The organism is Arthrobacter sp. 05N428_2 (assembly GCF_056397065.1).
In genome coordinates this window covers 204,222-226,593 of the sequence record NZ_JBFTMR010000007.1, presented here as the reverse complement: position 1 = coordinate 226,593, position 22,372 = coordinate 204,222, and the positions used below count along the sequence as shown (strand labels likewise).

Here is a 22,372-nt window from a genome sequence, read left to right as displayed (position 1 = left end):
TCGTCCTGGGCGCCAGCGGGGGAAAATTCCGCGCAATTCCCTCGATTCCGCGCCCGTACGAGGACTACCGTAGAGAGGTGAGTGACCGCCCCGATATCTTCACCGTTGGCGAACTGCGTGCCTCCGGCCACGTGCACAAAGACCTGCGCCACGAAATTCGCGACAATCTGCTCGCGGCGCTCGCCGCCGGCCGCGATCCGTGGCCCGGGATCTACGGATTCGGCCGGACCGTCCTCCCGCAGCTTGAGCGGGCCTTGATCGCCGGGCACGACGTCGTTCTGCTTGGTGAGCGGGGACAGGGCAAGACCCGGCTCCTCCGCACGCTGGCGGGACTGCTCGACGAGTGGTCACCGGTGATCGAGGGATCGGAACTGAACGAACATCCCTACGAACCGATCACGGAGCACTCCCGTGCCAGTGCGCTCGCCGAAGGCGATCGGCTGCGGGTGGCGTGGCGCCACCGCTCCGAACGCTACGTCGAGAAACTCGCCACGCCGGACACGTCCGTCGCCGACCTGATCGGCGACGTTGACCCTATGCGGGTGGCCGAGGGGCGCCTGCTCGGGGACCCGGAAACCATCCACTATGGTCTCGTGCCGCGCTCCAACCGCGGCATCATCGCCATCAACGAGCTTCCCGACCTCGCCGAGCGGATCCAGGTCGCGATGCTCAACGTGATGGAGGAGCGGGATATCCAGATCCGCGGCTACGTGCTGCGGTTGCCGCTCGACGTGCTCGTCGTTGCGTCCGCCAACCCGGAGGACTACACCAATCGCGGCCGGATCATCACGCCGCTGAAGGACCGTTTCGGCGCCGAGATCCGCACCCACTACCCGATAGAGCTGGACGACGAGGTCGCCGTCATCCACCAGGAGGGCCGGCTTGTGGCCGACGTGCCACCCGTCATTCTTGAGATCCTGGCCCGCTACACCCGTGCGCTGCGGCTGTCTCCGGCGATCAACCAGACCTCTGGGGTGTCGGCGCGGTTCGCCATCGCGGGCGCCGAGACCGTCGCCGCGGCGGCGCGGCGCCGCGCCAGCATGCGCGGGGAAGAGGAGGCGGTCGCGCGGATCGTGGACCTGGAGAGCGCCGTGGAGGTCCTCACGGGCAAGATTGAGTTCGAATCGGGTGAAGAGGGGCGGGAAGAGGCCGTCCTCGATCACCTCCTGCGCACGGCCACCGCCGAAGCCGTCCGGGCGCACTACCACGGGCTCGACCTCGGGCCGCTGGTGGCGGCACTGAACGGCCACACGACAGTGACGACCGGGGAACAGGTCACGGCGCGGGAGTTTCTCGAAAACCTTCCTGCCCTCAACGGCTCGCGCCTCTACGACGAGATCAGCGGGCGGCTGGACGCGAAAAACGACGGGCAGCGCGCCGCCGCAATCGAACTGGCGCTGGAAGGCCTCTACCTCGCACGCCGGATTTCGAAGGAGTCCGACGACGAGGCCACCATCTACGGCTGACACCAGGGATAGGCAGCATCATGGGCGTTCACAACCGGTCCAGGTACGGCCGGTACACCGGGGGACCCGATCCGCTGGCGCCGCCGGTGGACCTGGCGGAGGCGCTCGACGCGGTCGCCGAAGACGTCATGGCCGGTTACTCGCCCCGCAGTGCCCTGCAGGAATTCCTGCGGCGCGGTGGCCGGAACCGGGAAGGGCTCGACGACCTCGCCGGCCGGGTCCAGCAGCGCCGGCGTGAACTGCTGGACCGCCACCGGTTGGACGGCACCCTGGACGAGGTCCGGAAACTGCTCGACACCGCGGTGCTGGAGGAGCGCAAGCAGCTGGCCCGCGACGCCATGATGGACAACGCCGACCGCGACTTCCGGGAGCTGCAGCTGCAGAACCTGCCGCCGTCCACGGCCGCAGCTGTCAACGAACTCGCGTCCTACGATTGGCAGTCCACCACAGCCCGGGAAGCCTATGACCGGATCAAGGAGTTGCTCGGGCGGGAGGTCCTGGACCAACGGTTCGCCGGCATGAAGCAGGCCCTTGAGGGCGCCACCGACGAGGACCGCGCCGCTGTGAGCGAGATGCTGGGCGACCTCAACGAGCTGCTGGACAAGCACCGGCGCGGCGAGGACACCGACGCGGATTTCCAGGACTTCATGGCCCGGCACGGACAATTCTTTCCGGAGAACCCCCAGTCCGTCGAGGAGTTGATCGACGCCTTGGCCCAGCGCGCGGCAGCGGCCCAGCGCTTGCTGCAGTCCATGTCCCGGGAGCAGCGCGAGGAGCTGATGAGCCTGTCCGCCCAGGCATTCGGCTCGCCGGAACTCATGGCCCAGCTCGACCAACTCGACTCAAGCCTGCGCGCCCTGCGCCCGGGCGAGGACTGGACCGGTTCCGAACGCTTCGAGGGCCAGGAGGGGCTGGGCCTGGGCGACGGCACCGGCGTGCTTCAAGACCTTGCCGAGCTCGACGAGCTCGCCGAACAGCTCTCCCAGTCCTACAACGGATCGCGCCTGGACGATCTGGATCTGGACGCCCTGGCCCGCCAGCTAGGGCAGAATGCCGCCGTGACGGCCCGCGCCCTCGCCGAGATCGAGCGGGCCATGCAGGACGGAGGCCTCCTGCGCCGCGGCGCCGACGGCGATCTCCGCTTGTCACCGCAGGCCATGCGGCGGCTCGGCAGAACGCTGTTGCGGGACACCGCCAAGCAATTGTCCGGCCGCCAGGGGCCACGGGAGACCCGCGTCGCCGGCGCCGCCGGCGAGCAGACCGGCTCCAGCCGCCAGTGGCAGTTCGGGGACGCCGAGCCGTGGGACGTCACCCGCACCATCACCAATGCGATCAGCCGCACGGTCGCCGACGGCGGCGATCCGGGCCGCGGGCTGCGCCTCGCCGTTGACGATATCGAGGTGACGGAAACAGAGGCACGCACCCAGGCCGCCGTCGTCCTCCTGGTCGATGTGTCGTTCTCGATGGCAGCCGAGGGCCGGTGGGTGCCGATGAAACGCACCGCGCTCGCCTTGCACCACCTCGTGTCCACCCGTTTCCGCGGCGACCGGCTGCAGCTGATCACGTTCGGCCGCTACGCGCAGACCATGGACATTGGCGAGCTCACCGCCCTGCCGGCGCGGCAGGAGCAAGGGACCAACCTGCAGCACGGTCTGCTGCTGGCCAACCGCTTCTTCCGCCGGCACCCGACGATGCAGCCAGTCCTGCTCGTAGTGACCGACGGCGAACCCACCGCACACCTGTTGCCCGACGGCGAGTCCTGGTTCTCCTGGCCGCCGGACCCGGAAACCATCCGCGTCACGGTCGCCGAGCTCGACCGGCTGGGGCGGGCCGGCACGCAGGCCACCGTCTTCCGGCTCGGCCATGACCCGGGCCTCGAGCAGTTCGTCCAGCGCGTGGTCCGCCGGGTCGGCGGCCGAGTCGTCGCGCCCGAGACCGGGGACCTGGGTGCCGCCGTGGTGGGGGAGTACCTGCGCGCGCACTTCCGTGGAAGGCGTTACGACGACGCCGACTGGGCCTCCTAGGCGGCGTGACGACGACACAGGGTCAGGGACGCGCTTGTCAGCCGGCGCGGAGCCCGTAGCTCAGGATCATGTTGCCCTTGCTGGTCTGCTGGGATGACTGAAGTTCCAGGCGGGTGAGCGGGTCGCCGTCGGCGAAGAGCCTGCGGCCGGTGCCCGCGACCACGGGATGGACGATCAGCATCAGGCTGTCGAGCAGCCCGGCGAACAACAGTTGGCGGACCAGCGAGATGCTGCTGAAGACGCCGATTTCGCCCCCGTCGCCGTCCTTCAGGCCCGCGACGAAGTCTTCCAGCGGCCCGACGATCAGCTGCGAATTTTGCCAAGCCAGCTCGCCGGTGAGGGTCCGGGACGCCACGAATTTGGGCAGCGGGTTGATGAAGCCGCCGAAATCCGCGTCGGCCTCTGCGTTGGGCCAGTACTCCGCCCACTGCTGGTAGCCGACGCGGCCCAAAAGCCCGGCGTCGATCCGGCCCATCATCTCGCCCATGCCCGCCCCCAGCTCCTCGTCGAAGCTGTCGAACTGCCACCGGAACGGGTCTTCCACCACGCCGTCCACGGAACTGAACAGGCCGGCCGTTACTTTGCGCATGGGTTCTCCTCGTCGCTGGGTCTTTGACTGCACCCTAGCGGCAGATCTTGAGGCAGGGAATACCCCAAACCGCGGCCAAACCGCGATCCGGGGCAGCCGCCAGCAGCGGGTCAGCCGTTGGTGGCAGCGCCTTCCGAGGCCGCATCGTGCCCTCCGCCGCCCGGACCGTCCTGGCCCTGGTCCTGCGTCCCGGTGATGTTGAAGTTCGTATCGAACAGTACGGTGGCGTGCGTGCCATCGGCCTTGGTGATGTGGGCTTCGTAGGTAGCGCCGTCGGCGTCGGTTTCCATCCGTTCGATCGTCGCGTCGGGCTGTGCGGCCTTGACGGCTGCCTGGACCTTCGCGGCGGTGTCGCCGGTGAGGATCTCCTCGGTCTTGCCGTTGGCCTGGTGCTGCCCGCCGGGAGCCCCGGTTCCGCTGCCTTCGGTTCCGTAGCCGTTGCCCGCGGTGGTCGAGCTCGACGATGTGCTGCCGGTGGTGTCGGCGGCCATCGCTGGGAGGGCTGAAGCGCCAATGGCGCCCCCGCCGACGACCGCGGCGAGCATGATGGCCGCTCTGGCCTTGTTGATTCTTGCCATGATGTGTCTCCTTTGCTGGGCCCGAATCCCGGGCCGGCCGAGCTTCGGCCTGTATCCAGCTTCGGCCGCGGAGATTTGGCACGACTTTGGTGCCACTGTGGCGGTGCTGTGAAGGCCCCGGTGCAGTCACAGGTTCGAGCCCGTCAGTCGAACGCTCTCAGCCACACTTGCCCCGCCTCGAATGCGACCAGTGGAACATGGTCCTTGGGAGGTCATCATGGCTCGGATACTGGTCGAAGTAAGAGCGCGCACGGGCCGATGATCACGTTCAGATGCTAGAAAAACGTGCCCGGACCCGTCCGGGACGCCTGCGGCTATGTGGACAAGGCCCGGTCGCTCAGTCCCCGTCGATCCTTTGCGGGCGGGAGTGGGGAGCCCGCCGTCGTCCGCGGAACGCAAACCGCGCCGGCCGTTTGCCACAGATGGCCGCTCTGGCCGTGTCAAACCGGCCATATTTGGCAAATGGTGTGGGCACGCCCGTAACAGGGGTGGCCGCGTCCGGCAGGCGGGCGACAGTACGGCTCCGGGGGCTAGGCGGTCTCGTCCTGTGTGGGCTGCCGCCAACCGCCTCGTCCTGTCCCGGCCGCCACTCCTCAGGCCCGCGCGATCACTTCGCCGTTCGGGATCAGGAACCAGCCGTCGTCCGTGGAACCCCAGCGGTGCCAGCCCGCGGAGATCCGGGCCAGGTCTGCCGCCGTGGCGAAACCGTACTCGAGGGCCTGGTCCGCGAAGGCCGAGTGCAGCACCCGCTCGCCCCAAACCCGGGCCTGCCAGCGCCGTTGCTGCGCGGTCGCGTACAACCAATTGCTGCTGGTCGGCGCGACGTCGGTGAACCCGGCTGCCTGTGCCCACGACACGAGCCGCCGCCCGGCGTCCGGCTCGGCACCGTTCCGACGCGCGATCCGCTGGTAGAGCTCCATCCATTCGTCCAGCTCCGGGACGGCGGGATACCAGCTCATGCCGTGGAAGTCGGCGTCGCGGACGGCCACGATCCCGCCGGCTTTGGCCACCCGGCGCATCTCCCGGAGCGCGGCGACCGGATCAGTGAGGTGCTGCAGCACCTGGTGCGCGTGCACGACGTCGAACGACTCGTCTTCGAAATCAAGGTCATAGATGTTGCCGGCAACAAAGCGGACGTTGGACACTCCGCGCTCGGTGGCCAGGGCGCTCGCGTGGCTGATGACATCGGGTGAGCGGTCCAGGCCGGTGACCTCGCCGGGGGCGACGAGTCCGGCGAAATCGCAGGTGATGCTGCCCGGTCCGCAGCCGACGTCGAGCACCGACACCCCCTCGGTCAGGTACGGGAGCACGAACGCGGCGGAGTTCTCCGCCGTCCGGGATGCGTGCGCGCGGACCACCGACTCGTGGTGGCCGTGGGTGTAGACGTCGTCGGGCTGCTGGGCACTCATAGGGAAACGCTACGCCGTCCGCGTCCGGAAACGCCCCAACTGACCCGCACTTGTTGCCGTTTAGAGGCCTGAAAGCGACAACTAATGGGAGTCAGTTGGGGGAGCGGCCGCTTCTTCCCCGGCCCGGACCGTCGCGTCGATCATTGCAGTCATGAACCGGGTCGCGACTTCCAGTTCCTCCGGCGTGAAGCGTTGCAGCGCCGCACCCATGTGCCGGGCGAGCGGCCGGAACATGGCGCCGCCGTCGCGGTAGGCCTTCGGGGTCATCCGGAGCTGCACCTGCCGGCGGTCCGTGCCCTGGCGTTCCCGGACCACATGGCCGGACTTGTCCAGCCGGTCGATCAGGGCCGTGGTGGCAGGCGAGCTGAGGTGCAGTTCCTTGCGGAGCACACCCGGGGTGACCACCTGGTTCTTCGCGGTGTGCTGCATGATCACGGCCAGGGCGTTGAGGTCCGTGCGGTGCATGTCGTTGCTGCCGCCGGCCGCATCCACGTAGCGGTTGGCCTCGAGGCTGAACTCCTGGAGCAGGTGGACCAACGGCGGAGGTCCTGCGGCGTCCGGGCGTCCTGAAGCTTCTGTCACGGCCGGCCTCCTCTAATGCTTGCTTTCTTCCGTCGCGGGCCGGGACATTCCCCGTCCGCTGCGCCCTCCGGAGTTTACTGCAGGGCGCGCCGGCCGGGATCCGGTCCGCGCAAGTCAGCTAAAGCTGGTTGTCTCCAAGCTGCCTATCTCCACACTTTATCTCCACAATGGAGATAGTCTATGATGGATTCAATCTTACTCTTCCGAGGCCGCACCCGAAGGACGTCATGAAACCCAACCTCAAGCACACCCCCCGTGTTCCGTTCTGGCTGCGCTGGCTGGTTCCGGTTGTGCTCGTAGTCGCCTGGCTGGCCATTGCGGGGGTCGGCGGCCCCACCTTCGGGCGCCTGAGCGAGGTCTCCTCCAACGACCAGGCGTCCTTCCTGCCGGCTAGTGCCGAGGCGACCGCGGCGCAGGACTGGCAGGCCAAGTTCCGCGACACCAAAGAGATCCCGGCCGTCATTGTGGTCGAGGGCGATTCGGCCTTCACGAAGGAACAGCTGGGCCAGGCGGCCGCGCTTAAGGGCAAGCTGGAGGCCCTGAAAGTCGGCAGCACCGTGATTGGTCCGATCCCGTCCAAGGATTCGAAGGCTGTGCAGTTCGTGGTCCCCATCGGTTCCTCCGGCGTGGTCAAGGACGTCATTAAAGAGCTCCGGACGGAGGTGGCCGCATCCGCGCCGGAGGGAATGCGGACCTTTGTTACCGGGCCTGCCGGCCTCGCCGCAGACCTCGTCAGCGCGTTCGCAGGCATCGACGGTATCCTGCTGCTCGTCGCCCTCGGGGCCGTGTTCCTGATCCTGCTGGTCGTCTACCGCTCGCTGCTGCTGCCGATTACCGTCCTCTTCACCTCGGTCTTCGCGCTCTGCGCCGCGATCCTCCTGGTCTTCGGCATGGCTAAGCTGGGCTGGATCCAGCTCAACGGACAAAGCCAGGGAATCCTCTCCATCCTGGTGATCGGCGCCGCCACGGACTACGCGCTGCTCTATGTGGCCCGCTTCCGCGAGGCCCTGACGCACACCACCAACCGCACGGCCGCCGCCCTGACGGCGTGGAAGAAGTCCTGGGAGCCCATCCTGGCTTCCGGCGCAACCGTCATCATCGCCCTGTTGTGCCTGCTGTTCTCCGACCTCAATTCCAACAAGGGACTCGGACCCGTGGCGGCAGCAGGAATTCTGTGTTCGCTCTTCGCCGCCCTGACCCTGCTGCCCGCGATGATGGCACTGCTCGGCCGGGCCGCGTTCTGGCCGTTCCGCCCCAAGCTGCTCCCGGAGACTGAGCGCGAGCCTGAACTCGTCACCGGGCTTGAGGGCCAGAAGGGCCTTTGGCGCGCCACCGGCTCGCTAGTTTCCCGCCGGCCCCGGACCGTCTGGGTCGCCTCCGTGTTGCTGCTCCTGGTTGCCTCGGCCGGCGTCCTGCAGCTCAAGGCCAACGGCGTCCCGCAGACCGACGTCATCCTCACGGCCTCCAACGCCGTCGACGGCCAGGATGCGCTGGCCCGCCACTTCGACGCCGGCTCCGGCAGCCCGGCCGTCATCGTCGCCGATGAGGCGAAGGCGCAGGACGTGCTGGCTAAAACCAAGACGAGTGACGGCGTCGGTGAGGCCTATTTGCTGGCCGAGGGCAGCGTGCCGATCGTCAGCGGCGCGCCCGGGGTCCCCGGCGCCCCGACAGCCCCGGCCGTCCGGGACGGCAAGGTGCTGATCAACGCGACGCTGAACTTCGCCGCCGACTCCAGCGAGGCCGAAAATGCGGTGGTGTCGCTCCGCCAGGAACTCAAGAAGATCGACGACGGCGCCCTGGTGGGCGGCGTGACCGCGACCGCCCTGGACACGAACACCACCGCCCAGCGGGACCTCGTCACCATCATCCCTGTGATCCTCGCGGTCATCCTCGTGATCCTGATGCTGCTGCTGCGCTCCGTGCTGGCCCCGGTCCTGCTGGTCCTCTCCGTGGTCCTTTCCTACGGCGCTGCCATGGGCGTCTCGGCCGTCGTGTTCAACCACATCTTCGGGTTCCCGGGCGCCGATGCCACCGTCCCGCTCTTCGGCTTCGTCTTCCTGGTTGCCCTCGGAGTGGACTACAACATCTTCCTGATGAGCCGGGTCCGGGAGGAATCCATCAAGCACGGCACCCGGCCCGGCATCCTGCGCGGCCTGGGCGTCACGGGCGGGGTGATCACCTCCGCCGGTGTGGTGCTCGCGGCCACCTTCGCGGCGCTGGGAGTCATCCCCATCATGTTCCTGGTGCAGCTGGCGTTCATCGTGGCCTTCGGTGTGCTGCTGGACACCATCCTGGTCCGCTCCCTGCTGGTCCCCGCCCTGGCGTACGACATCGGCCCGCGGATCTGGTGGCCGGGCAAGCTGGGGCGTCCCGAGACCGACGCCGCCGCTGCCCGTCCGGCCGCCGCGGAGCCCGAATCCGCGGAGGCAGGCGTCCGCTGACCGGAACCCCGCTCCCCGGAACCCACGACCGCAGCCGTCGTCACCGTCCCTGGTCCCCCCACCAGGCCACGGTGGCGGCGGCTGCTTCCTTGAGCGGGGTTGGCCGCAGCCCCAGGCCGGCCTGGCTGGCGGCGGAGTCCATCACGAACGGCTTCTCGAACTGGTAGAGCATCTCGGCCACCTCCCGCATACCCGGTGCGAACAAGCCAAAGGCCCGGAGTGCCCACCCCGGTACGGCGCCAACTTTGGGCTTTGCGGCGCCTGCAGCTTCAGCGAACGCCGCTGCCAGCTGCCGCTGCGTAACGGCCGGTACGGAGGGTGTGTGCCATACCTTGTTCCACAGCTCCGGCGCCTGGGCGGCGTGGATCATTGCGGCCGCCAGGTCGGGCACATAGGTGAAGGCGTGCGGCTGGTCGGCGCTGCCGATCACCCACAACTTCTTTCCAGCCAAGACCGGCCGGACCATCCGCTCGCCGCCATGTGAGGTCCTGACGCGTGGCCCAAAGAAGTCGCCCGCGACCATGGTGACGGTGTTGGTTGACGAGACTTCCCTGGCCCGGAGCAGGTCGGTACGGACCCCCCGCTTTCCGCCCTGGGCCGCTCGCGGACCCGCCTCGGTCATCGGGCGTTCCGGCTCGCTGTAGGAGTAGAGGCTTTCGGGAAAGGCGACGACGGCGCCCGCCTCTCCCGCTGCAGCCAGCACCGCCTGTTCTGCCCCGGGAAGCTCCGCCCGCCACGCGTCCGCAGTGTAGGACGAGCCGTGGATGCAGTGGAAGACGGCGGCCGCACCCGAAACGGCGGCCCGGACCAGGGCAGGGTCCTGAACGTCTGCCACGACCCGCTCCACCAGCGGATGCTCCGGGCCGCTGCCCGAGCGCGTCAGGACTCTTACGCGTTTGCCTTGCTCGGCCAACTGTTCTGCCACAGTCCAGCCAACCGGCCCTGCTCCAGTGACAACGTACAGATCGTTCATGACTTCTCCTCCAAGAGTTTTGAGAGCGCTGCTCTCCCAAGTCTGCACACCACGGCCGCCTCCAGTCAAGAGCACTGCTCGCAATTGTTGACACCGCTCTGCATTGTGCGATGCTGGACCCATGACTGACGATGGCCTCGCCGCAGGAACCGCCCCGCGCACGCCCCGGGAGCGGGCCCGTGCGCGGACCCTGGAGGACATTGTGCGCATCGGCCGGGAGCACCTGGCCCTCCATGGGGCCGCCGCACTGTCCCTGCGCGCCGTCGCCCGGGACCTCGGCGTGGTCTCTTCCGCGGTCTACCGGTACGTGGAAAGCCGCGAAGAGTTGCTGACCCTGCTGCTCGTCGACGCCTACAACGAACTGGGCGACGCCGTGGATGCCGCCGTCGCAGTCCGTCCGGAGGGTGATTTCACCGGGAGGTTCAAGGCGCTGGGGACCGCCGTCCGGAGCTGGGCGTTGGTGCAGCCAGCCAGCTACGCGCTGCTTTTCGGCAGCCCGGTGCCCGGCTACAGCGCGCCGGCGGGGCGGACCATTGGCCCCGGAACGCGGGTGGTCGTCGCCTTGATGGCCATCCTGGACGGTGCGTGGCGGGCCGGCGAGCTCTCCGAGGCGGGCCCGGGAGCCTCTGCCGTCGTGGTGACGGCACCGCTAGCGGCGGACCTGGCGAAAATCCGCGGCGAGATGGGGCTGGCCGTGCCCGATGCGGCGCTGGCGACGGGTGCGCTGGTCTGGACGTCGCTGTTTGGCGCCGTCAGTTTCGAAGTCTTTGGCCAGTACGGTGCGGACACCTTCGCGGCGGGCGACGAGCTGTTCGAGCGCCATTTGGCGGTGCTGGCGCGGCTGCTCGGGCTGCGGGCCTAGAGACGGCAACTTTCCGCGCCGCGTGTGCGCCGGACCCCTGTTGCCGCCCTGTGCCGCTCGATAGACTGCGACTGCGCCCAAGCGGGTGCCCAACGCTTGCAGGAGGGATCCAAACATGTCTGAAAACAGTGGGTTTGACCAAACGGCAGCGCAGGAACGCGGCGGTGCGACCGCGGCTTCAGCCGCAGAAAAGCAGACCGGCGAAGAGCAGCCCGCCGAAGTTCCGGGGCTGGAAGCCGACGCCGGCCAGTACGTCGAGGGCGACTACGGCGATGCTGGCGTAGCGGGGGAGAACCCGGCCGGTGCTCCCGAAGGCGGTTACGCCGAGGGGGACTACGGCAACGCCGGCGTGGCCACCGGCTCGACGATTGGCACCGAGGAGGGGGATTACCCCGAAGGCGACTACGGCCGGGCCGGCGCCACGGGTCCCGACGCCGCCGCGGGGGAGGAAGGCGAGTACCCCGAAGGTGACTACGGTGCCGCTGGCGCCGCGGGTGCCGGGCGGACCGGCCGCCGCTCTTCAGGTGCAGCCGAGGACGAGCGCGTGGGGCGGGATGGCACGGTCCGGGATGACGCCGGCCGCGACGGCCTGTAGATCCTCGGCGAAACCCTCGCCGCGAGCGGGATCCGGCCCGTTCTCGCAGAGCGAAACCTCCCGGCAATCGTCCTTGCGTTGCCCGAAAACCCGGGAATTCCGGGCTGTCGCGGCCAAGCAGGGCCCCGCCCGCCGGCCCATTCGGCGAAGTTGAGTCGCGTTGACTCAACTTTGGTTTGACATCGGAATGACGTTCTGTAAAGTTGAGTGCAGAGCGCTCAATAGGTGAGCGCGCCTCGTAATCGACGGGCTCGATCCCCGGGTATGGCCCGGTCGCCGGGCAGTCCGATGGCCGGGGCCAGCAGGTTTCCACGGAAAGAAGGAAGCAACACATGTCACGAGCAGTAGGTATTGACCTCGGAACCACGAACTCCGTCGTCTCCGTTCTCGAAGGTGGCGAGCCCACCGTCATTGCCAACGCCGAGGGTGGCCGCACCACGCCGTCGGTTGTTGCATTTTCCAAGTCAGGCGAGGTCCTGGTCGGCGAGATTGCCAAGCGCCAGGCCGTCAACAACATCGACCGCACCATCGCTTCGGTCAAGCGCCACATGGGCACCGACTGGAGCGTCGCGATCGACGACAAGAAGTACACCGCGCAGGAAATCTCCGCCCGCATCCTGATGAAGCTCAAGAACGACGCCGAATCGTACCTGGGTGAGAAGGTCACCGACGCCGTGATCACCGTCCCCGCGTACTTCAACGACGCCGAGCGCCAGGCCACCAAGGAAGCCGGCGAAATCGCGGGCCTCAAGGTCCTCCGCATCGTCAACGAGCCGACCGCGGCCGCCCTGGCCTACGGTCTGGACAAGGGCAAGGAAGACGAACTCATCCTGGTCTTCGACCTCGGTGGCGGAACGTTCGACGTCTCCCTCCTCGAAGTAGGCAAGGACGAAGACGACTTCTCCACCATCCAGGTCCGCTCCACCGCCGGTGACAACCGACTCGGCGGCGACGACTGGGACCAGCGCGTCGTGGATTACCTGCTGAACCAGCTCAAGGTCAAGGGCATCGACCTGTCCAAGGACAAGATCGCCCTGCAGCGCCTGCGTGAGGCTTCAGAGCAGGCCAAGAAGGAGCTCTCCTCCTCCTCGAGCACCAACGTCTCCCTCCAGTACCTCTCCGTCACCCCCGACGGCCCGGTCCACCTGGACGAGCAGCTGACCCGTGCCAAGTTCCAGGACCTGACCAAGGACCTGCTCGAGCGCACCAAGAAGCCGTTCCACGATGTCATCAAGGAAGCCGGCATCAAGCTGTCCGACATCGACCACATCGTGCTGGTCGGCGGTTCCACCCGCATGCCCGCCGTCTCCGAGCTGGTCAAGGAACTGGCCGGCGGCAAGGAGCCGAACAAGGGCGTCAACCCGGACGAGGTCGTCGCCGTCGGCGCCGCGCTGCAGGCCGGTGTCCTGAAGGGCGAGCGCAAGGACGTGCTGCTGATCGACGTCACCCCGCTGTCCCTGGGCATCGAGACCAAGGGCGGTGTCATGACGCACCTGATCGAGCGCAACACGGCCATCCCCACCAAGCGCAGCGAAACCTTCACCACCGCTGACGACAACCAGCCGTCCGTCGCGATCCAGGTCTTCCAGGGCGAACGCGAGTTCACCCGCGACAACAAGCCGCTGGGCACCTTCGAGCTGACCGGCATCGCGCCGGCTCCGCGCGGCGTCCCGCAGGTCGAGGTCACCTTCGACATCGACGCGAACGGCATTGTTCACGTCTCCGCGAAGGACAAGGGCACCGGCAAGGAGCAGTCGATGACCATTACGGGCGGCTCCAGCCTCTCCAAGGAGGACATCGACCGCATGGTCCGCGACGCCGAGGAGCACGCGGCAGAGGACAAGGCCCGCCGCGAGGCGACCGACACCCGCAACACTGCGGAGCAGCTCGCCTACTCCGTGGACAAGCTGATCGCCGACAACGCCGACAAGCTGCCGGAAGAGGTCAAGACCGAGGTCCAGGCCGACGTCGACGCCCTCAAGGCAGCGCTGGAAGGCACGGACGACGCCGCCGTCAAGACCGCGTTTGAGAAGCTTCAGGCTTCCCAGACCAAGCTCGGCGAGGCTATCTACGCCCAGCCCGGAGCCGCAGACGGCGCCGCCGGCGCCCAGGGTGCTCCGGCCGCCGAGCACGCGGCTTCCGACGAGGACATCGTTGACGCCGAGATCGTTGACGAAGACGAGAAGAAGTAGCCATGCCGCACCACGGTAACGAAGAAGAGCACAGCGCTTCCGGGGACCGCCGCGACGAGCAGCGGCAGGACGGCAACCGGGACGACAGCCAGAAGCCGGTGATCCACGACAACCGAAAGGTTGATCCAAAGACCGGCCAGGCACGCCACCCCGACCAGGAGCGCGCCAGCGCAGGGCAACCGGAGTCCGGGGACGCACTGTCCCAGGCCGAGGACATCCTTAACGGCGTGGACGTTCCGGCGGCCGAATCGGTGGCCCAAGGCGTCAGCGCCGGGGAGGCGGAGGAACTGAAGAACGACCTCCGCCGCCTGCAGGCCGAGTACGTCAACTACCGCAAGCGCGTCGAACGCGACCGCGCCGTGGCAGGGGAGATGGCCGTCATCGGCGTCCTGAACTCCCTGCTGCCGGTGCTGGACGACGTCGACGCCGCCCGGCAACATGGCGACCTCGCCGACGGCCCCTTCGCCGCGATCGCCGTGAAGCTGGAGAACACGCTGAAGACGTACGGTCTGGTGCGCATCGATGAGACCGGAGTGGAGTTCGATCCCACGATCCACGAGGCCCTCATCCAGCAGCCCGGCCAGGACGTCGAAACCGACACCGTCAGCCAGGTCCTCCGCTCCGGCTACCGGGCCGGCGACCGGGTGCTCCGGGCAGCGCAGGTCATCGTGGCGGTACCGGCGTAGCATCACCACCGCGCCTTCGCGGATGAGGGGGCCCCGCCCCTGCGCGTGGCGGCTATGGTCCTGCGGACCACAGCCGCCACGCTCCGGCAGGCCCGAAGCCACTCCCGGGCCCCCTCATCCGCTTCGGCGCTCAGCGGTAGTCTCGCCTTATAGTTTTGTACTTTGAAAGGAAACGCCATTGGCTAGCCAGGATTGGGTGGACAAGGACTTCTATAAGATCCTTGGTGTTGCCAAGGACGCTTCTGATGCTGATATCAAGAAGGCGTACCGGAAGCTGGCGCGGAAGCACCACCCGGATACCAACGCGGGGGACACTGCCTCGGAGAAGAAGTTCAAGGACATCTCCGAGGCCTACTCCGTACTCTCCGACGCCGATGAGCGCCAGCAGTACGACGCCATCCGGGCGATGGGCGGCGGGGCGCGCTTTGCGCCCGGCGGCGCAGGCGGAGCCGGTGGCGGCGCGGGCTTTGAGGATCTCTTCGGCGGCCTCTTCACCGGCGGCGGCGGCCGGCACTCCGGCGGCTACAGCACCTCCGGCGGCATCCCGCCCGAGTTCGCCGACCTCTTTGGCGGCGGCGGCTTTGGCGGCGGACAGTCCTTCCAGCGCGCACCCCAGAAGGGCGCCGACCGCACCGCCTCAACCAGTATTTCGTTCGCCGGATCCATCCGGGGAACCACCATCGGGCTGCGGGAGCCGGACGGCGAAGTCATCGACGTGCGCATCCCGGCCGGCATCAAAGACGGCCAAAAAGTCCGGGTCCGCGGCAAGGGCCAGTACGGTCCGGCCGGCAACGGCGACCTTATGGTCACGGTCGGCGTGAAGCCGCACGATTTCTACACCCGCGACGGCGACAACCTGCGCATCCACGTCCCGGTCACCTTCGCGGAGGCCGCCCTGGGCGCCGACATCGAGGTCCCGACGATCGACGGCGAGAAGGTCAAAGTCCGGGTTCCCGCCGGTACACCCACCGGCCGGACCCTCCGCGTCAAGGGGCGCGGCGTCAAGCACACCAAGGCCACCGGAGACCTGCTGGTAACCATCGACGTCGCCGTGCCGAAGAAGCTGAACAAGGACGCTGAAGAGGCCGTGAAGGCCTTCGCTGCGGCGACCGCCGGCGAGGATGTCCGCGACGGCCTGGCAGCCAAGGCCCGGCTCTAGGAGTCCTGCCGTGGACATCGAGTTCGACCAGCCGATTTTCGTTATCTCCGTCGCCGCGGAACTGGCGGACATGCACCCGCAGACGCTGCGCCAGTATGACCGGCTCGGCATCGTCTCGCCCAGCCGCGCCCCCGGCAAGTCCCGGCGCTACTCGCAACGGGACGTGACGAGGCTCCGCGAGGTGCAGCGGCTCTCCCAGGAGGGCGTCTCGCTGGAGGGCATCAAAAGGATCCTGCAGCTGGAAAACCAGGTTGCCGCGCTGCAGAACCGAGTGGCCGAGCTGACCGAGGAAGTCGGCCGGCGGCGGCGGCCGCTGGACTCCCGCATCTTCGCCGCCGGGGCGGCCGGCGACGTCGTCACGCTGGCCCGCGGCCAGCGGCCCCGGGCCCGGTCGCAGGCCCTCGTGGTGTGGCGCCCCGGCGCGTTGGACAAGTAGGCCGCAGGCCGGATTAGAGGCACTGGACTAGCATGAATGTGCAGGCCGTGCGCCACCGCGTGCCCCCTGTGCACGGCCGCCTTTCCTTCCGGATCGGGGCCGCCGACGTCCCCACACACTGACGCCGGCACCAACGGCCAACCGGAGGAGGACAATATGGCTGAAGAAGGAAGCGCCCGCCGTCCCGGGGACGGGCCCCCGAAAACGGTGATCCAACGGACGCTGCTCGGCGGCACGGATCGACGGAGCAACGTCCCCGACTTCGAGAACCGCCCGCCGATCTCCAGCCAGGAGCTCAGCCGGGGTCCCGCTGAACTGATCGAAGACCTCAGGCCCAAGGTTAACTGGCGCGTCTTCATCATCGCTTCGAGCATCATCATTGCCTTCTCCGTCTGGGCCATGGTGATGCCCTCCGGTGCTGCCGCGACCATGAAGACCGTGGTGGCGTGGATCGCCCAGAACGTCGGCTGGTTCTACGTGCTGACCATTACCGTGGTGATCGTGTTCGTGCTTTGGGTCGCCTTTTCCAAGGAAGGCTCAGTCCGGCTCGGCCCGGACCACTCCCGCCCGCAATACAAGCTCTTCACCTGGGTAGCCATGCTCTTCGCCGCCGGCGTGGGCATCGACATGCTCTTCTTCTCCGTCACCGGGCCCATCAGCCAGTACATCAGCCCGCCGTCGGGTCCGGGCCAGAGCCCGGCGTCGGCGCAGGATGCCGTGGTCTGGACCATGTTCCACTACGGAATCGCCGGCTGGGCCATGTATGCGCTGCTCGGCATGGCCATGGGCTATTTCGCCTACCGCTGGGGTATGCCGCTGTCCATCCGTGCGGCCCTGTATCCGCTGCTGGGCAAACGCGTTCGCGGCGGGATCGGCGACACCATCGATATCCTCACCCTGGTGGGTACGGTCTTTGGCGTGGCCACGTCCATGGGCATCGGCGTGGTGCTGCTGAATGTCGGATTCGCCCTGCTTTTCGGCCTGCAGCAGGGCCTGGGCCTGCAGATCGCACTGGTGATTGTCGCCGTCGTCATGACCATCGCGGCGTGCACCTCCGGAGTCGACAAGGGGATCCGCTGGATCTCCGAATTGAACATCTGGAGCGCGGCCGCCATGCTGCTGTACATCCTGGTCACCGGCCAGACCTCCTTCCTGCTTAACTCCCTCGTGGAGAACATTGGCCGGTTCATCTTCACCCTCCCCGACCGCACCCTGCAGACTTTCGCATACGAAGCAGGCGGCTCGCAGTGGATGGCGAGCTGGACGCTGTTCTTCTGGGCCTTCTGGATGGCCTGGGGCCCGTTCGTGGGCCTGTTCCTGGCGCGCATCTCGCGTGGCCGTACTTTGCGCGAGTTCGTCATCGCCGCGATCACCGCCCCGGTGCTGTGCGACTTCCTGATCGTGAGCATCTTCGGCAACAGCGCCATGCATGAGGTCCTCAGCGGCAATACGGAGTTCGCGCAACTCGCCATCGCCAGCCCCGAACAAGGCTGGTACGCGCTCCTGGAGATGTTCCCCGGCGCCGGCTTCCTGATCGGCCTGGGCACCCTTTCCGGCCTGCTGTTCTACCTCACGAGCGCGAACTCGGGCGCCATGGTGATGTCCAACTTTTCCTCCTCGATCCCGGACCCGTCCCAGGACGGCGCCAAGTGGCTGCGCATTTTCTGGGCGGTGCTGACCGCGCTGCTGACCATTGCCATGCTGGTGGCCGGCGGGGTGACCACCATGGAGTACGCCACCCTCATCTTCGCGCTGCCGGTGACCATCATCGCCTTCCTGGTGATGGCCTCCTTCTCCAAGGCGCTGCGGATGGAGCGGGCCGAACGCGAAGGACACGTCGTGCGCCGGCAGGCGACTGCCGCGCACGGCGGCCTCGTGCCCGAACGCAGCTGGCGGCAGCGGCTGGCGGGAATGCGCTCCTATCCGTCTAAGAAGCAGGTGGCCCAGTTCATGGAGCGGGTGGCCCAGCCGGCCCTGGCCGACGTGCTCAGGGAGTTCACCAAGCAGGGCTACCAGGCGACGCTCGACAGCGTTCCGAACGGAGAGACCGGAATCTCCAGCCACCGGCTGGTGGTCATCATCCCGGAGCACCGGAACTTCGAATATGAGGTTCAGGCCCTGGAAGCTCCGGTGCCCATGTTCGGCGGCCGGATGTCCCGCGAAACGGACGTCTACTACCGGGTGGAGGTGTTCACCCAGACCGGCTCCGAAGGTTACGACCTGATGGGGGTGACCCACCAGCAGATCATCGACGACGTCCTTGACCGCTATGAGGCGCACCTGGGCTTCCTGACCTACTCGAGCCAGCATGACTATGCCTCAGTGCTCACGCCGCCGCCCGCACCCGCCACCGGCTCCATCGCTAGGGTGGAGCCGGCGCAGGACGGGGGCCATGACGGTCCGGGCACCGAGGTGAAGGACTGACCGGTCCGGCCGCCTGGTTCGGCCGACGGCTAGTGCCGCCTGCCGAGTGCTTCGAAACGAGGAACTGAGTACACCGTTCAGCTGCCCACGTAACGGCAAGCCGGAAAGTCGAGTACCTGCCTCGCGGGACCTCGCAGTCGGCCGGACTGTTCAATTGAGGTGGCCAGGCACCCGAGCTGGCAATTCGAACAGTGGCAGATGCCAGGGGGGGCACCGCATGTTGAATCACCGAACCTTCGATCCTTCAGCGCCGGGTGCCTCGGTGCCCGGACCCGCACTGATCGCGGGCGGGCCATGAATTCCGGGCTTAGTTCCTTGGCCCTCCTGGCTGGATCACTGCCAGGCCTGGTCCTGCTGTCCCTGGGCCAGACAGTTGTGGTGGTATGCGTCTGTTTCGACATGATTCGCGCGCTCACGGTGCCGCGGTCCCACCGCCGCTACGTGGCAACCACGGTCTTTACGACCCTGGTTTGGCCTTCCATCGTCATCAGCGGAGTCTCGGCCCTGATTTATGCCGCCAGCGGGACGTGGCTGAACGTCGCGGGCGGAGTCTTCGTGATGGTCATGATGATTTTCCGCTGGCGCCACGGCGGCGATGAGGACAACTGGTGGAAGGGTAAGGGCAAGAAACTGGCCACCTGGTTCCGAAACCAGACCGCCTCCCGGACAGTGACCGCACCCGCCGCAGCCTAGTCGTTGAACAGCTCGGCCGCGCGACGGGCCAACCCGGTGGGACCGAATACCGAGGTCAAGGACTGACGAAGGTGTCGGGGGCGCCGCCAAAGCCGATGCCCCGGTAGATGTCCGGACGCTTCTTCTTCAACCGAAGTCCCCACAACAGCCCGGCAATTCCGGGCACCACCACCAGAGCCGGCAGGATCCAGGAAAGCGGCGAGAAGCCGTCCGAGCCGATCAGGACGTTGAAATTGACGACGATCAGCACGAACACCGTGCCCAGCGTCAGGGCAGCCAGGGCAGGGGCGATGACCCTGGTCCACAGGGAATACCCGGCAGCGTGCCTACGAAAGTAGCCGATGGCCGCCACCGAGATGAGGACCAGGAGCAGCACCAGACCGAAGGCCGCCGTGTTGGTCAGCCACGTGAAGAAAGTCAGGACCGGGTACATCTCGCCCAACTCGGAGCCGATACCGGCAACGGCAAACACAGCCAGCATGGCCAGGGCCAGAAAGGACTGGGTCAGCGAGCCGGCCACCGGGGCATGCCGGGTGTTGACGCGGGCAAAGCCGCGCGGCAGCACACTTTCACGACCCAGCGAAAACACGTACCGGGCCACCGCGTTGTGGAACGCGATCAGGGCGGCCAGCAAGCTCGTGATGAACAGGAGCTGCGCAATGTCGGAGACGACCACCGCGCCGTGGTTGGAGAGGAAGACGAACGCCAGGTCAGGGCCGAACTCCTGGGACATCGCCACAATCTGGCTCGGGCCCGTGCCGACGGTCATGGCCCAGCCGGAGAAGGCGTAGAAGAGTGCGATGATGCCGACGGCAATGTACGTTGCCCGGGCGATGGACCGGGTGGGATCCTTGGCCTCCTCGCTGTAGATCGCGGCGGACTCAAAGCCCATGAACGCCGCCATGCTAAACGCCAGAGCGGCCCCAACGCCGGCCGTGAACAAGTTCGACGGCGCCAGTCCGGCACCGCTGGCGCCTTCCGGACTGACGGCAAACGAGACAATGTCGAACACAATGACCGCCAAGAATTCAAGCCCCACAAGGACGCCGATAATCTTGGCCGACAGGTCGACCTTGTTGATGCCCAGCCAGCCGACAATGGCGAAGCCCACGAGCGCGGTCAGCCACCATGGGACGTTCAGCCCAAGCTTGGCATTGACAAAGGAGGCCGATGCAAAGCCGAAGAGACCGTAGATTCCGATCTGCATTGCGTTGTAGGAAATGAGCGCCACCCATGCTGCGCCCACCCCCGCGGCACGGCTGAGCCCTTGGGCAATGTAGGCGTAAAACGCCCCGGCGTTGCGGATGTGTGAACTCATGGCTGCGTAACCGACGGCAAAGAGCGCCAGGCAGACCCCGAGCACGATGAACGAGAGCGGAATGCCAACGTTTCCGGTGACGGCGAAGTTGCTGGGAATGCCGCCTGCCACCACAGTCAACGGGGCGGACGCGGCAATGATCATGAACACGAGGGCCGGCACGCCGAGCGTGCGCTTGCTCAGGCCCTCGGTGGCATCGCTGCCGGCTATGGTGCCGGTAGACGGAAGGGTTTGTTCGCGTGACATTAAAACCTCCATTGGGAGAATAACGATACGTTGAGTGTGTCAGTTGTCACAGGCCCTGGCTTGTTATTCGCGGCACCGGCATTGACTACCAGCGCACAGGATTCCACAGGGCCTACGCCGGCAAGGTCGTCCTACATGCAGACGGAGCCGCCGCCACGAATGTGGCAACGGCCCCCGTCTTACTCGCTCCGCCGGAGCCCTTAGCCGTTTATGACCTGCGGCACGCCGAGGGCTTTGAGGCCTTCGACGCCGAATTCGAGGCCGTAGCCGGATTGCTTGGCCCCGCCGAACGGGATGCGGGGGTCTACGGCGCCGTGCTTGTTGATCCAGACGGTGCCGGCCTGGATGCGGGCGGCTACTTCGCGGGCGGCATCCGGGTCGGAGGACCAGACTGAGGCGCCGAGTCCGACGTCGACCGCGTTCGCCATGGCAACAGCTTCATCCACGGTGCTGTAGCGGATGATCGGCAGGGCGGGGCCGAACTGCTCTTCGGCGACGAGCGGGTTCTCGTTGGCGATGTCAGCCACGAGAGTGGTGGGGTAGAAGTTGCCGGGTTGCTCGTCGTTCGGGTTGCCCCCAAGCAGCACCCGGGCGCCGGATTCCCTGGCGGTCTCAACGAGTCGCGCGACGATGTCGTACTGCTGCCGGTTCTGCAGCGGGCCCAGAACGTTGGCCTCGTCCAGGCCGTTGCCCATGGGCATAGCGGCGGCGACGGCGGTGAGTTCCGCGCAGACAGCCTCGTACATGGAGTCGTGGACGTAGAGGCGCTTCAGTGCGGCGCAGGTCTGCCCCGTGTTGATGAACGCGCCCCAGAACAGGCCCTCGGCGATGGCCTTGGGATCCGCGTCCGGAAGCACGATCCCGGCGTCGTTGCCGCCAAGCTCCAGGGTGAGACGCTTGACCGTATCGGCGGAGGATTTGATGATGGCCTTGCCGGTGGCCGTGGAGCCGGTGAACATGATCTTGCCGACGGCCGGGTGTTCGGCCAGGCGTGCGCCGACGTCGCGGCCGCCCGAGACCACGGACAGGAGGCCGTCGGGCAGTTCTTCGTTGATGACCGCAGCCAGTGCCAGCACCGACAGCGGCGTGTATTCGGACGGCTTGACCACGACGGCGTTGCCCATGCGCAGCGCGGGGGCGATCTGCCAGACGGTGATCATCATGGGCCAGTTCCACGGACCGATCGCGCCCACGACGCCGATGGGCCGGTAGTGCAGTTCGGCGCGCGTCTCGCCGTCGTCCACCACGGTTTCCGGTTCCAGGGCGGTGGTGGCTGCGACGCGCAGCCAGGCGGCGCAGGCGCCGACCTCGAAGCGGGCGTTCGGCCCGTTGAGGGGCTTGCCCTGTTCCCGGGAGAGCAGGCGGGCGAGTTCCTCGGCGGAGCGTTCGACGGCGTCGGCGGCCCTGAGGAGCGCGGCGGACCGGGCGTCGTGGCCTAGGGCGGCCCACGCCGGCTGCGCGGCCGTGGCGGCGGCGATGGCGTGCTCCAGGTCCTGGACGGTGTGGACAGGAGCCTGCCCGACCGCTTCGCCGGTGGCGGGGTCCGGGATGGTCCGGGTCGCACCGGACGTCGGGGTGATCGAGGTGAGAAGGGCGTCGTAGGTTTCCATGGGTTGTACTCCACATCGAGTAGTTCAGCGGACGCGGCCGGTACGGCCTGAGAGCGTTGCATCAAGCGTGCTCCGACGAGGCGCCGAGG

General features: G+C 67.4%; 18 protein-coding genes. 11 read left to right on the top strand and 7 right to left on the bottom strand.

Annotated features, from left to right (window positions below; genetic code table 11):
* Nucleotides 1–77 precede the first annotated feature (77 nt).
* On the top strand, nucleotides 78–1,466 hold the full coding sequence (locus AC1DGI_RS10460) for a sigma 54-interacting transcriptional regulator (RefSeq protein WP_441402439.1): 1,389 nt from the start codon (nucleotides 78–80) through the stop codon (nucleotides 1,464–1,466).
* Nucleotides 1,467–1,486: 20 nt separating this feature from the next.
* Nucleotides 1,487–3,490, top strand: a complete 2,004-nt coding sequence (locus AC1DGI_RS10455; RefSeq protein ID WP_476898745.1) for a vWA domain-containing protein — start codon at nucleotides 1,487–1,489, stop codon at nucleotides 3,488–3,490.
* A gap of 37 nt (nucleotides 3,491–3,527) precedes the next feature.
* Here the strand turns inward: AC1DGI_RS10455 and AC1DGI_RS10450 are convergent, their stop codons facing one another.
* The 4 genes from AC1DGI_RS10450 to AC1DGI_RS10435 all read right to left on the bottom strand — a co-directional run bounded on the left by AC1DGI_RS10450 (nucleotide 3,528) and on the right by AC1DGI_RS10435 (nucleotide 6,648).
* Complete coding sequence (locus AC1DGI_RS10450) at nucleotides 3,528–4,079, bottom strand: dihydrofolate reductase family protein (protein WP_476898744.1); 552 nt, start codon at nucleotides 4,077–4,079, stop codon at nucleotides 3,528–3,530.
* 110 nt (nucleotides 4,080–4,189) lie between these two features.
* Nucleotides 4,190–4,657, bottom strand: coding sequence for a hypothetical protein (locus AC1DGI_RS10445; RefSeq protein ID WP_476898743.1), 468 nt, complete (start codon nucleotides 4,655–4,657; stop codon nucleotides 4,190–4,192).
* A gap of 593 nt (nucleotides 4,658–5,250) precedes the next feature.
* The gene (locus tag AC1DGI_RS10440) at nucleotides 5,251–6,066 is read right to left on the bottom strand and encodes a class I SAM-dependent methyltransferase (RefSeq protein WP_476898742.1); all 816 of its coding nucleotides are present in this window, start codon (nucleotides 6,064–6,066) and stop codon (nucleotides 5,251–5,253) included.
* Between the two features lie 81 nt (nucleotides 6,067–6,147).
* Nucleotides 6,148–6,648, bottom strand: coding sequence for a MarR family winged helix-turn-helix transcriptional regulator (locus AC1DGI_RS10435; RefSeq protein ID WP_441401421.1), 501 nt, complete (start codon nucleotides 6,646–6,648; stop codon nucleotides 6,148–6,150).
* Between the two features lie 227 nt (nucleotides 6,649–6,875).
* On the opposite strand from AC1DGI_RS10435, the gene AC1DGI_RS10430 reads away from it, so the two are divergent.
* Entirely contained in the window at nucleotides 6,876–9,089 is a 2,214-nt protein-coding gene (locus tag AC1DGI_RS10430) for an MMPL family transporter (RefSeq protein WP_476898741.1), read from the top strand.
* A gap of 40 nt (nucleotides 9,090–9,129) precedes the next feature.
* Here AC1DGI_RS10430 and AC1DGI_RS10425 read toward each other — a convergent pair whose 3' ends face one another.
* On the bottom strand, nucleotides 9,130–10,062 hold the full coding sequence (locus tag AC1DGI_RS10425) for an NAD-dependent epimerase/dehydratase family protein (RefSeq protein ID WP_476898740.1): 933 nt from the start codon (nucleotides 10,060–10,062) through the stop codon (nucleotides 9,130–9,132).
* Nucleotides 10,063–10,183: 121 nt separating this feature from the next.
* On the opposite strand from AC1DGI_RS10425, the gene AC1DGI_RS10420 reads away from it, so the two are divergent.
* The 8 genes from AC1DGI_RS10420 (at nucleotide 10,184) to AC1DGI_RS10385 (ending at nucleotide 19,109) form a co-directional block, all read left to right on the top strand.
* Nucleotides 10,184–10,924: a TetR/AcrR family transcriptional regulator gene (locus AC1DGI_RS10420; RefSeq protein ID WP_476898739.1), complete on the top strand. Its 741-nt coding sequence runs from the start codon at nucleotides 10,184–10,186 to the stop codon at nucleotides 10,922–10,924.
* 115 nt (nucleotides 10,925–11,039) lie between these two features.
* Entirely contained in the window at nucleotides 11,040–11,519 is a 480-nt protein-coding gene (locus AC1DGI_RS10415) for a hypothetical protein (protein ID WP_476898738.1), read from the top strand.
* A gap of 332 nt (nucleotides 11,520–11,851) precedes the next feature.
* Nucleotides 11,852–13,711, top strand: a complete 1,860-nt coding sequence (gene dnaK, locus AC1DGI_RS10410) for a molecular chaperone DnaK (RefSeq protein ID WP_476898737.1) — start codon at nucleotides 11,852–11,854, stop codon at nucleotides 13,709–13,711.
* Between the two features lie 2 nt (nucleotides 13,712–13,713).
* Entirely contained in the window at nucleotides 13,714–14,397 is a 684-nt protein-coding gene (locus tag AC1DGI_RS10405; protein ID WP_476898736.1) for a nucleotide exchange factor GrpE, read from the top strand.
* 178 nt (nucleotides 14,398–14,575) lie between these two features.
* A complete protein-coding gene (locus tag AC1DGI_RS10400) occupies nucleotides 14,576–15,556 on the top strand; it encodes a DnaJ C-terminal domain-containing protein (RefSeq protein ID WP_441400071.1) in 981 nt (326 codons plus the stop codon).
* 10 nt (nucleotides 15,557–15,566) lie between these two features.
* Nucleotides 15,567–15,992 carry a heat shock protein transcriptional repressor HspR gene (locus AC1DGI_RS10395; protein WP_441400073.1) on the top strand — a complete coding sequence of 142 codons (426 nt, stop codon included), beginning with the start codon at nucleotides 15,567–15,569 and terminating at the stop codon, nucleotides 15,990–15,992.
* A 156-nt stretch (nucleotides 15,993–16,148) separates the two neighbouring features.
* Nucleotides 16,149–18,416 carry a choline BCCT transporter BetT gene (gene betT, locus AC1DGI_RS10390; protein WP_476898735.1) on the top strand — a complete coding sequence of 756 codons (2,268 nt, stop codon included), beginning with the start codon at nucleotides 16,149–16,151 and terminating at the stop codon, nucleotides 18,414–18,416.
* A gap of 294 nt (nucleotides 18,417–18,710) precedes the next feature.
* A complete protein-coding gene (locus AC1DGI_RS10385; protein ID WP_476898734.1) occupies nucleotides 18,711–19,109 on the top strand; it encodes a hypothetical protein in 399 nt (132 codons plus the stop codon).
* Nucleotides 19,110–19,164: 55 nt separating this feature from the next.
* On the opposite strand, the gene AC1DGI_RS10380 is transcribed toward AC1DGI_RS10385, so the two are convergent.
* Both AC1DGI_RS10380 and AC1DGI_RS10375 read right to left on the bottom strand, forming a co-directional pair.
* A complete protein-coding gene (locus AC1DGI_RS10380) occupies nucleotides 19,165–20,673 on the bottom strand; it encodes an APC family permease (protein WP_476898733.1) in 1,509 nt (502 codons plus the stop codon).
* Nucleotides 20,674–20,873: 200 nt separating this feature from the next.
* Nucleotides 20,874–22,283: an aldehyde dehydrogenase family protein gene (locus AC1DGI_RS10375; protein WP_476898732.1), complete on the bottom strand. Its 1,410-nt coding sequence runs from the start codon at nucleotides 22,281–22,283 to the stop codon at nucleotides 20,874–20,876.
* Nucleotides 22,284–22,372 lie beyond the last annotated feature (89 nt).

Bases quoted from the DNA above. Each gene is read 5' to 3' on its own strand.
- betT (WP_476898735.1), top strand. From the start codon at position 16,149: ATGGCTGAAGAAGGAAGCGCCCGCCGTCCCGGGGACGGGCCCCCGAAA.
- AC1DGI_RS10425 (WP_476898740.1), bottom strand. From the start codon at position 10,062: ATGAACGATCTGTACGTTGTCACTGGAGCAGGGCCGGTTGGCTGGACT.
- AC1DGI_RS10440 (WP_476898742.1), bottom strand. From the start codon at position 6,066: ATGAGTGCCCAGCAGCCCGACGACGTCTACACCCACGGCCACCACGAG.
- AC1DGI_RS10445 (WP_476898743.1), bottom strand. From the start codon at position 4,657: ATGGCAAGAATCAACAAGGCCAGAGCGGCCATCATGCTCGCCGCGGTC.
- dnaK (WP_476898737.1), top strand. From the start codon at position 11,852: ATGTCACGAGCAGTAGGTATTGACCTCGGAACCACGAACTCCGTCGTC.
- AC1DGI_RS10430 (WP_476898741.1), top strand. From the start codon at position 6,876: ATGAAACCCAACCTCAAGCACACCCCCCGTGTTCCGTTCTGGCTGCGC.
- AC1DGI_RS10450 (WP_476898744.1), bottom strand. From the start codon at position 4,079: ATGCGCAAAGTAACGGCCGGCCTGTTCAGTTCCGTGGACGGCGTGGTG.
- AC1DGI_RS10380 (WP_476898733.1), bottom strand. From the start codon at position 20,673: ATGTCACGCGAACAAACCCTTCCGTCTACCGGCACCATAGCCGGCAGC.
- AC1DGI_RS10415 (WP_476898738.1), top strand. From the start codon at position 11,040: ATGTCTGAAAACAGTGGGTTTGACCAAACGGCAGCGCAGGAACGCGGC.
- AC1DGI_RS10375 (WP_476898732.1), bottom strand. From the start codon at position 22,283: ATGGAAACCTACGACGCCCTTCTCACCTCGATCACCCCGACGTCCGGT.
- AC1DGI_RS10455 (WP_476898745.1), top strand. From the start codon at position 1,487: ATGGGCGTTCACAACCGGTCCAGGTACGGCCGGTACACCGGGGGACCC.
- AC1DGI_RS10405 (WP_476898736.1), top strand. From the start codon at position 13,714: ATGCCGCACCACGGTAACGAAGAAGAGCACAGCGCTTCCGGGGACCGC.
- AC1DGI_RS10420 (WP_476898739.1), top strand. From the start codon at position 10,184: ATGACTGACGATGGCCTCGCCGCAGGAACCGCCCCGCGCACGCCCCGG.
- AC1DGI_RS10385 (WP_476898734.1), top strand. From the start codon at position 18,711: ATGAATTCCGGGCTTAGTTCCTTGGCCCTCCTGGCTGGATCACTGCCA.